This is a genomic window from Paenibacillus sp. P4_E11 (assembly GCF_056401635.1).
Window position 1 is genome coordinate 1 of record NZ_JBFUIX010000339.1, and the last position, 2,344, is coordinate 2,344.

Genomic DNA, 2,344 nt, shown 5'->3' on the forward strand with positions numbered 1-2,344 from the left:
GATATGACCCGCTGCCGCCCACCGGGTGAAGAAGAATACTAGATGTGCGACAAGTCCAAGAACAGCAACACCGAAGCCCAATCGACTCCACAAACGTACATGCTCTTCCGGCTCTCTAGCACTGAATCGCTTACCCGTTATCGAAATAACGAACAACCCGAATGACAAACAGTAAAATATGAACGAAAATAATAAAAATGTGCTACTGACTGATTCTAAACTCATTTCCTCACCTCATTCACAAGCTGTTTCGGATCTGCCTGTAAGCCCACAGCTTGCAAAGAAGCGGCTACCTCGTTCCGAATACCGTACCAATTCTTATTCGTATGTGCGCCGAGCGTCAGTGCATTGCCGTCATCAATGCGAATCCATATCCGACGATGCTGCCAATACAGCCCCATAATAACCCCAATCATGAACATGGCCGATCCTACCCATATATAAGGCAGCGCCAAGTCTTTACGAATGTTCAGAAAGCTCGTATAGTTGGCAATCTCCACATCCTGCATCGAATTAACAGAGATGTCCCACTGACTGCCGACCGCTCCGTTTATCGCGTCTTGACGGAAGTTCACCTTGTCCACTTCACGCGGGAAGTACATGTAGGCTGAACCTTCTGCAGGCATATTCGGACCAGTGATGGAGAAGACGAATGCCGGAGCGTTCGGATCGTTAGACTTCGTAACCGGCTGACCCGCATCATTCAAGGAGAATTCAGGGAAATACCCTTTTAATGTGAGCTTATACGGTCCGGCTTCGTAGGTCTCGGCGGGATTTTTCATCTTGATCTTGAAAGGTCCGAATGTCTCCCCGGTCTTCTTGTTCTTCAGCATCGGTGTTACTGAGATAAGCTGCGGCGTTTCCGAGAAATCGAACTGATAAGCGAGCAGCCCCTTGTAATTCAATGGGCTGTTCACGACAATGTCGTGAGTCGTCACTTGCTTCAGCTCTGGCTCCTTGGACGAGTCGTCACAATTTTTCGAGCATTCATAGAGCACAGCTTTCGTCATATACGATTTCGCTACAGTTTGATTGCGTTCCCGGAACTTTTCCGACATTTCTTTCTCATCGTAGTAGACGACTGAGAACTGTTCATTCTTCAAATAATACGGCGTATCCGGTATTTTCACCGTCTGCCCTTCGATAAACCCCATGTAATGGTCGAGATGCCAGCCCGGAATACCTCTAGCCACAACCGCCAACAAGAAGATAATGAGACCGATATGATTAATATAGGGGCCCCATCGGCTGAACCGGTGTTTCTCGGCGAGCAGTGCAGTCCCCTCTCTATGAACCTTATATCGTCTCTTACGCAGTTGAGCGGCAAATCCGTCTACCCATTGCTCGGCAGGCAAGTCCTTGTTACTTCCATCGACTGACTCGAGCGCCAAATCTGTAGAGTAGGTAACCTTCTGTCTAGTAAGAAATTGCATATGCTTGCGAATCTGCTGCTTGCTGAGCGCTCTATAAAGCGGGAGTACACGGTCCAAGCTACATATCACAAGCGATGTTCCGATCATGACCAGTAAACCGATAAACCACCAAGAACCATACGTATCGGACAACCCGAGTGCATAATAGATTTGTCCTAGCGTTCCATACTTATCTCGGTAGAAGACAGCTGGATCCATATTAATGAACGTGTTCTCCTGTGGATAGATCGTTCCGATCGCCGCTCCGACCAATGTGGCCAGAATGAGATAAATGGCGATCTTCACGGAAGAAAAAAAGTTCCAAACCTGATCTATCCAGGATGGATTGACGCGCTGGGAACGACGGGCTACCCCGTCATAACGCATCTCTAACAGTTCATCGCCGTCACCTTCGTTAAGTGGCTTGCCGCAAGATTCGCAGAGAACCGTTCCGACATGATTTTGATGACCGCATTCGCATTTCGTGTTGGCAATCAACCGTTGCAGCTCCCTTCCTTCAATCTTTCAGCATGGCGGTCAGTGTCTGCTCGATATACGCCTCATCCATGCCTCCGACTTGAATTTTCTCGATCTTACCGCTCCCATTAATGAAGAATGTGGTCGGATAGCTCGACACATGGTACTTGTTACGCATGCGGAGCTCTTTATCGATCAGAATAGGGAATGTCAAACCGTATTGTCGAACAAAGCTTTGGACGGTAACCGGGCTTTCGTCGAGATTAAGACCCAACACCTCTACGCCCCGATCTTTCCACTTCTCGTACTGATTCTGGATGGCCGGCATTTCCTTGTAACAGGGCTCACACCAACTGCCCCAGAAATTGACGACGACGACCTTGCCTTTGTAATCCGACAGTTCGTGCGATGTCCCATCCAGTCCCGATAACGTAAAAGCAGGAGCCGTGCTACCT

General features: G+C 48.6%; 2 protein-coding genes and 1 pseudogene. All 3 read right to left on the reverse strand.

The window, feature by feature from the left end; genetic code table 11:
- A pseudogene (locus AC1DWB_RS33675) lies at positions 1-225 on the reverse strand (c-type cytochrome biogenesis protein CcsB); the annotation flags it as partial.
- A complete protein-coding gene (resB, locus tag AC1DWB_RS33680) occupies positions 222-1,910 on the reverse strand; it encodes a cytochrome c biogenesis protein ResB (protein WP_477545444.1) in 1,689 nt (562 codons plus the stop codon). The gene resB and the pseudogene AC1DWB_RS33675, both read right to left, overlap by 4 nt.
- A gap of 19 nt (positions 1,911-1,929) precedes the next feature.
- The coding region (locus AC1DWB_RS33685; protein WP_477545445.1) for a redoxin domain-containing protein at positions 1,930-2,344 on the reverse strand (415 nt) is incomplete at its 5' end.